The sequence below is a fragment of the Luteibacter sp. TLI7-4A genome (genome assembly GCF_056754745.1).
Genome location: NZ_JBPGWO010000001.1, coordinates 4299211 through 4305563, shown reverse-complemented (window position 1 = coordinate 4305563; position 6353 = coordinate 4299211). Strand labels below are relative to the sequence as shown.

Here is a 6353-nt window from a genome sequence, read left to right as displayed (position 1 = left end):
GTTGCGGCTGACTTCCTCACCCGCTTGGTTGTTAGCCGTGTAGTTGTAGGTTCTCAACGGGAGACCGAGTACCCAACGCGCGGTATCGTTCAAGAAATCCGTTCGTTCGTCTACGAGCACCTGCCCTGGCACATCGTTCGAACGCCGGGTACGAACCGCTTGCGCGAAAACGTCGAATTCAGCCACCTCCGAAGTGAAGGTATTACCGTCCTGCACGCGCACATGCTTGCGCACCGGCATCCAACGTTCCGTTTGATCGGTATTGACGCGCTTCTGCAATTCCTCGCCGACGAAGGGAGGGAACGGACCCTGTGTCGGCTCGGCATATTCATCCCATTCCGTAAGAACGGACGTGCCTCCCGCCGCACCCGCATACAAGGTCGTGCTGAGTAGCCGGCTTTCTGTCTTGTCAGCGCGATTGCTGAAAACCGAGCGTGTCGTGTTCCCGTCAGGCGCTATCGTGTCGGTCCACACGGTGGACTGGCAACCCGATGAACAGTCTTGCTCCCAACTTTCGTTGCTCGGGGAGAGTTGGAAGTCCCAGCGCCTGGCAGGCATGCCGGCGCCTGTAAATGTCTTGGAGACGATCGAAGTGACGTACCACGCGTTGGGCATCAATGCCGAGCCACTGTCGGGATCGCCGACCATGCCACCGAAGCAATTCTTGGTGACGTACGAGCGGCCACGGCGCGTGGGCTTGACCACGAACGTACCCGTCAAACCCGAAGGATGGGTGATCGTCCCCGTAAACTCCTGCACGTTCGTCGGCGGACTCAGGACGCTGCATGAACTCGAATTGCTGTTGACGAAATTGGGGCCGGAGTGTGCCGATATAGCCGCCATGTTGAACTGCCATGACGAACCATCCGGTTGAGTAATCGACGTAAGGGTCGGAATGCCGAAATCGCCGATCGTATAGTTATACGTCCAGGTTCGCGGACTGGCCGATCCAGCTTGCACGGTGATCGTGTGCACACGCCGCGTATTCGCGTCGTACGCGAAATTCACTTTTCTTCCGTCGCTTGCATCGATGACGGTCAGTTTTCCGGCGTCGTAGCTGTAGTTGACCCAGTTACCGAAACGATCGGTCACGCGAGTCACCAGCATCGAGGCTTCCTGCCTATATAGGTCATCCTGTTCAGCAGCTGCCATGGGGCTGAACACGGCATCGGAACCCGACGCGCGAAGCGACGTGCTGAAGGTATCGATGGGGCGCGACAAGATGGCGGCCCATCGCGTGGCGAGGTAATCGAAGCGGTACTGCGTACCATCGGGAGACACCACCAGGAAGGCTTCGCGGGTGCTGTCGTTCACGGCCTGGGCAAGGCAACCCACCTGCCAGTTCTGTTTGGTGATCGCCGGAAACACGCTGCTCCCGACTTGCGGGGTCAACGTGTAATAGCTACTCCGAGCCAATAGATCCTGCGAACCGGCGCCGGGAACGACCAGCTGGTAGCCGTGCCACCAGTCTTGAGGCTGCCATGAGTGGCGATAGGCGTCGCCGGGCACCCCGTTGACCCCGGGAGGCGGACCGAAATGGGTGCAAATCTGTTTCGGATATTGTCCGAGTACCATCCAACCCTGCACATTCTGCTGGGTCGCGGCGATGGTGGTGATGCGTGGCACCTCCATGTCCCAGTCGCCGAACGCATTGTCCTTGAGGCGGTCGAGATCGCCATAGTTTTCGATCTGGAAGGTGCGATTGATCTGGATCGAAGGACCCGTACCGCTAAGCGAAATGTCGGTACTGGAGAAGCTCAGGCGTCCATCATACAAACTGACGTTTTCGCCGAACGGTGTTTCGCCCAGGGGCTGGATATCCTCGTTGACCCGGATCAGCTTCCGGTATTCCTCTTCGGGCGTGGTGTTGCTTGCCTGCGCTGATGCATCAGCCGCATACACGGCCGCAACAAGTGCAAGCCACCCCGACCAGTAGGCCATCGACTTCGACATGTTCCATGTTCCCCAGCGCGCGCAAGCGGAGGCGCCGGCCAGTCAATGACCAACGCAACGACAGGATTTCAGAAGGCGAACGTCGGGATACACGCTGACGGAATTGCTCCCGACACACGCCTCAACTTCGTTGGTTCAGTGAGTTACCGGCTTCCGAATGGAGCTGGGTATCGAGCGACGACGACATGAAAAGGCGCCATCCGGCGCGGCAAGATACTATCGAACATTCCGTTTCCCCTGAGACATCGACCCCCGGGTCGATGGACTTGGAAACGTTACGCAACTTCTTGCGCAATCGTCAATAGGAAATTGCGAACGAACGCACCATGGTTGGTCCCCCTGCCGCGGCATAACCCGCGGCAGGGGGACACGAGGTTGGACACGCGGCTTATGCCGCTGGATGAGCGACGTCGTGAAACCTGAGAACGGCACCGGAGACGCGATCACGGTTCTCCAGATCCTTCGTCGTGAAGTCGTCGACGAAGCCCACCTTCCTCAAAATCCGTCTGACCGCATCGCCCTGGTTCCAGCCGTGCTCGACCAGGACGGCCCCACCGGGCAGGAGATGTGCGCACGCGTCGGACGCGATGCGCCGGATGTCGTCCAGGCCATCCGCGCCGGAAGCCAGCGCCGATGCCGGTTCGAACCGCAGATCACCTTCGCCCAGGTGACGATCGTCCGCCTCGATATAGGGCGGGTTGCTGACGACGAGGTCGAAACGTCGGCCTTCCAGCGGCGCGAACCAGTCGCCCTGCACGAACTCCACGCGCTCCAGCCCGAGCCGTCGCGCGTTACGCCGCGCCACGTCCAGCGCGGCGGGGCTGACGTCCACCGCGACCACGGCGGCATCCGGCCGCTCCTTGGCGATGGCCAGCGCGATGGCGCCACTACCCGTGCCTAGATCGACCACGCCGCCACCCGCCGGCAACCGTTCGAGCGCCAGTTCCACCAGCCGTTCCGTTTCCGGGCGGGGGATCAGCGTCGCGGGCGTGACTTCGAGCGTAAGCGACCAGAAGTCACGCGTCCCGGTGATGTAGGCGATGGGTTCGCCCGCAGCCCGCCGCCGCACGAGGGCATCGAAACGCCGTATGCCATCGGCATCGGGGGCATCCTCCGCGTGCGCGAAAAACCATGCGCGACCCACGCCCAGCGCGTGCGCCAGCAACAGTTCGGCTTCGAGACGGTCGCCCAGGATATCGGAGGCCTGGCGCAGGATCGTGCGGATATCGGTCATGCCACGATTCTAGCGGTCCGCCCGCCTACAATGCCGCCATGCGCTTGCTTCCCCTGCTCTTCGCGGCCCTGCTCCTTGCCGGATGCCACGCCACGTTCTTCGGCGCCGTCAACGCGCGGCAATCGTCGACGGGCATCGCGTCGCATCGCGATATCGTGTTCGACCCGGCAAACGCCCTCGCACTGGACGTGTACAGCCCCGCCGATGCATCGCACGCACCGGTGGTCGTCTACTTCTACGGCGGCAGCTGGATGACCGGCAAGCGCCAATGGTTTCGCTGGATGGGCGAGGCCCTCGCGGCCCAGGGCGTCGTCGCGATCGTCGCCGACGTGCGCCCGTGGCCGAAGGCACGCATGGAAGGTTTCCTCCGTGACGCTGCCGGAGCCGTGCGATGGGCGCGCGATCACGCGGCCGGTTTTGGTGGCGATGCGGCACACCTGTTCGTCATGGGGCACTCGTCCGGGGGACAGATCGCCGCCATGCTGGCCACCGACAAGCAGTGGCTCGCGGCGGTGGGCATGAAGCCGCGCGACCTCGCCGGCTTCATCGGCGTCGCCGGCACCTATGACTTCATCCCCTTCGACGAGCCCGAGTTTTACGACATCTTCGGTCATGGCCCGGAGGAGCAAGCACGGTCGCAGCCGATCAACTTCGTCGACGGGGACGAACCGCCGGCCCTGCTGCTACAGGGTGAGAACGACACCATCGTATCGCCGGCGGAAGCGGTGTCGTTCGAGGGACGGTATCGATCGCAGGGCGAATCCGTGGAGTTGAAGCTCTATCCGAACGTGGGGCACGAACAACTGCTGCTGGCCTTCGGGCCACTGAAGGACAAGGCACCGGTCCTACGCGACACGATGGCATTCATCCATCGCCATGCAGGTGCCGCTTTCCATTGATGTAGTGAATCCGGGTGGGAGCCGACCCTGTCGGCGATGGGTGCTTGCCGTAATCTGGCCCGCTGCCGCGGGATCGCCGACAGGGTCGGCTCCCACCTGTCCCTAGCGCGCCTTCATCACGTCGCGGCCTTCCGCATTGCCTCCGCGCGCCGCATCCAGAATTTCAGGATAGGGATAATCGAGCCCGAGCAACTGGCGGATGTCCGCGCTCGCGTTCTTCACGAACGCCTCTGGCAGCGCCGCCGGCATGTTCTCCATGGGTTTCACGAATTTCGGCAGGTATTGCGTGATGATCGCCGAGCGGTCGATGCCGCTTCGATTCGGCATCGCGCAATGCCAGACCGCGCCAAAGAAGATCACGGTGTCGCCGGATTCGCCAAGCATGCGCTCGCAACGGTCGAAGAAACGATCGCCCTCATCCGGGTAGCGCAGCTCGCGCTGCGATCCCGGCACGAACGCGGTCGCGCCGGTTTCCTCCGTGAAAGGATCGAGCATGATCGTCGCCTGCGCATTGAGCGGGAAGCTCGCGTTGATCCGTACCGGATGCGTGGCCGGGGAGTGGAAGTCCCAGTAGGGATAATCGATATGCGGCTCCTGGCCGGGGCCTCCGGGAAGGATGCGGTTGGCCGCGATCGAACCCATGATGAACTCGCTGCCGATGAAGGCGCGCATGACCTGCATGATCGCCGGATGCGCCGCCATGTGGGAAAAGATGTCGCCTTTCGCCAGCAGGTTCCAGACGCGGCGTTGCAGGTTGATGCGCCCCGCCCGCTCGGCGTCGCCCTGGAAATGGGTCACCTTGCCGCCGTTTTCGTCGGCGTCCGACTCGCGCATGACGATCGCCCGCGCCTCGGCGATTTCCGCAGGCGTGAACAGGCCGCGCAGGACGACAGCGCCGTGGCCGTCGAGGAGTTCGTCGACGATGGCGCCGGTGTCCAGGCTGTCGGGAGTGAAGACCCGAAGGGGGGCCGAGGGACGGGGGAGGATTTGCGCGGAGGCGGTCATGCATGACTCCTGCCGTTTCAGGCGGCGTGGCAAGGGGACGGTGACGAGGTATGCCTTTACGCTAGGCCGTTTTGCAAGCGCTTGCAAATTGCGCCGCAACATACGTAGAGTCGATGGACCTCGGCCAGGATCCCTGCCCATGAAGAGCCAGCTACGCGTCGGCCTGATCGGCGCCGGCTATATGGGGAAAGCGCACACCGTGGCTTACCAGAGCGTGGGCGCCCTGTTCGAGCCGGGCCGCCGCCCTGTATGCGAGATGATCGCCACCTCGACCGAGGAAGGCGCCGCCGACGTCGCCAGGCGCTGGGGATGGGCCCGTTCCACGGGGGACTGGCGCGACCTGGTCGACGATCCCCAAGTGGATATCGTGGTCATCGCGACACCGCCACGTACCCACCATCCGATGGTGATGGCCTGCGTCGCGGCACGGAAACCGGTGTTCTGCGAAAAGCCGCTGGGCATGAACGCCGGGGAATCGCTGGCCATGACCGAGGCCGTGGAACGTGCCCGCATGCCCAACATGGTGGGCTTCAATTACATCCGCACGCCCGCCAGCCAATTGGCGCGACAGATCATCGCGTCGGGTGAGATCGGCGAGGTGATCCAGGTCACGGCCGAGCATGTCGAGGACTATTTGCACGACCCTGCCCTTCCCGCTTCCTGGCGAACCCGAATCGCGACCGGATCCGAAGCCGGCGCGCTGGGCGACGTCGCCACCCACATCGTCAACGCGTGCCTGCGCCTCGTGGGCCCGATCGAAAGCCTGGTGGCCGATATGACCATCGTGCAGCCACGTCGCGATGGACCGCACGGACCCGAAGCCGTGGAGAACGACGACCAAGGCCAGATGCTGCTCCGGTTCGCCAACGGCGCCACAGGAAGCATCAGCTTCAGCCGCATGGCCGCGGGCAGGAAGATGGGTTACACCTACCGGATCACCGGCACGCGCGGCGCCATCGCCTTCGACCAGGAAGACCAGAACGCCCTGTGGCTATACGACGCCTCGCGCGAACCGGCGCGAAGAGGATTCCAGAAACTGTTGATGGGGCCGGCGCATCCGGATTATCTCGCCTTCAACCAGGGTGTCGGCCACGGCACCGGCTACAACGAGCAGATCGTGATCGAAGCGCGGGATTTTCTGCATGCGGTGACCACCGGCGAATCGGTGTGGCCGACATTCCGCGACGGGTACGAGGTGGACAAGGTGATCGCCGCGGCGTTGCTGTCGAATCGCGAAAGGCGCTGGGTGTCGCCGTGACGCC

5 protein-coding genes are annotated in these 6353 nt (G+C 63.3%); 2 read left to right on the top strand and 3 right to left on the bottom strand.

The features are described from left to right. Both ACR9Y6_RS18835 and prmC read right to left on the bottom strand, forming a co-directional pair. The coding region (locus tag ACR9Y6_RS18835) for a hypothetical protein (RefSeq protein WP_481282665.1) at window positions 1-1953 on the bottom strand (1953 nt) is incomplete at its 3' end. 388 nt (window positions 1954-2341) lie between these two features. Then, a complete protein-coding gene (gene prmC / locus ACR9Y6_RS18830; protein ID WP_481282664.1) occupies window positions 2342-3187 on the bottom strand; it encodes a peptide chain release factor N(5)-glutamine methyltransferase in 846 nt (281 codons plus the stop codon). 38 nt (window positions 3188-3225) lie between these two features. Between prmC and ACR9Y6_RS18825 the strand changes: the two genes are divergently transcribed. Next, on the top strand, window positions 3226-4086 hold the full coding sequence (locus ACR9Y6_RS18825; protein WP_481282663.1) for an alpha/beta hydrolase: 861 nt from the start codon (window positions 3226-3228) through the stop codon (window positions 4084-4086). A gap of 102 nt (window positions 4087-4188) precedes the next feature. Here the strand turns inward: ACR9Y6_RS18825 and ACR9Y6_RS18820 are convergent, their stop codons facing one another. Continuing rightward, the gene (locus ACR9Y6_RS18820; protein WP_481282662.1) at window positions 4189-5091 is read right to left on the bottom strand and encodes a phytanoyl-CoA dioxygenase family protein; all 903 of its coding nucleotides are present in this window, start codon (window positions 5089-5091) and stop codon (window positions 4189-4191) included. 139 nt (window positions 5092-5230) lie between these two features. On the opposite strand from ACR9Y6_RS18820, the gene ACR9Y6_RS18815 reads away from it, so the two are divergent. Then, window positions 5231-6349, top strand: a complete 1119-nt coding sequence (locus ACR9Y6_RS18815; RefSeq protein WP_481282661.1) for a Gfo/Idh/MocA family protein — start codon at window positions 5231-5233, stop codon at window positions 6347-6349. Window positions 6350-6353 lie beyond the last annotated feature (4 nt).

Coding starts and splice junctions, on each gene's coding strand:
- ACR9Y6_RS18820 (WP_481282662.1), bottom strand. CDS start 5,091: ATGACCGCCTCCGCGCAAATCCTCCCCCGTCCCTCGGCCCCCCTTCGG.
- ACR9Y6_RS18815 (WP_481282661.1), top strand. CDS start 5,231: ATGAAGAGCCAGCTACGCGTCGGCCTGATCGGCGCCGGCTATATGGGG.
- ACR9Y6_RS18825 (WP_481282663.1), top strand. CDS start 3,226: ATGCGCTTGCTTCCCCTGCTCTTCGCGGCCCTGCTCCTTGCCGGATGC.
- prmC (WP_481282664.1), bottom strand. CDS start 3,187: ATGACCGATATCCGCACGATCCTGCGCCAGGCCTCCGATATCCTGGGC.